This window comes from Paenarthrobacter nitroguajacolicus (assembly GCF_007786235.1).
Classification (GTDB): domain Bacteria; phylum Actinomycetota; class Actinomycetes; order Actinomycetales; family Micrococcaceae; genus Arthrobacter; species Arthrobacter nitroguajacolicus_A.
This window is the reverse complement of record NZ_VNFK01000089.1, coordinates 1-540: the sequence shown is the minus strand read 5'-3', so window position 1 is coordinate 540 and position 540 is coordinate 1. Positions and strand designations below refer to the sequence as shown.

Here is a 540-nt window from a genome sequence, read left to right as displayed (position 1 = left end):
CTTGAGAAAAGGGTTTGCAGAAACTGCTTAGCATCAATGTCCATCAGCCACTCCTTAGTTGACGGAGGAAAAAAGAACCCCGATACAAGGCCAAAGGGTGCCTGCTAAGATCAAGTTGGAAAGGAACAACTTCAACCTCTGCCTCGTATCAGGAACGCGTATAAAAGGAGACGAAACTACGCGATTTATAAACAAACTGTTTGAAACTGGTGGGCTACGAATCAATAGCAGCCCGAATTAATTAATGGATAATCAGTTGATTGACTAACCACTAAACAGACGAACCGTTAATTAGATTAACGAATCGAGTGGTCAGAACGTTTCTCAATCGCTTGAATAAGCGCAGAGTGGTCCCAACCTTCTCCGCCCATTTCGGCACACTCGCCAAACAGCTCTTGAGCGTTAGCCGTATTCGGTAATGCAACCCCTAACTCTTGTGCGCCCGTTAGCGCAAGATTCAGGTCTTTCTGGTGAAGCGATATTTTAAAGCCCGGGTCGAATGTGCCTTCAACCATGCGTTCGCCGTGCACTTCCAAGATC

Annotated in this window: 1 protein-coding gene; it reads right to left on the bottom strand. The window is 46.3% G+C overall.

The window, feature by feature from the left end; genetic code table 11:
- Window positions 1-296: 296 nt before the first annotated feature.
- On the bottom strand, window positions 297-540 hold a 244-nt coding region (locus tag FQP90_RS23100; protein WP_167510554.1), incomplete at its 5' end, for an NAD-binding protein.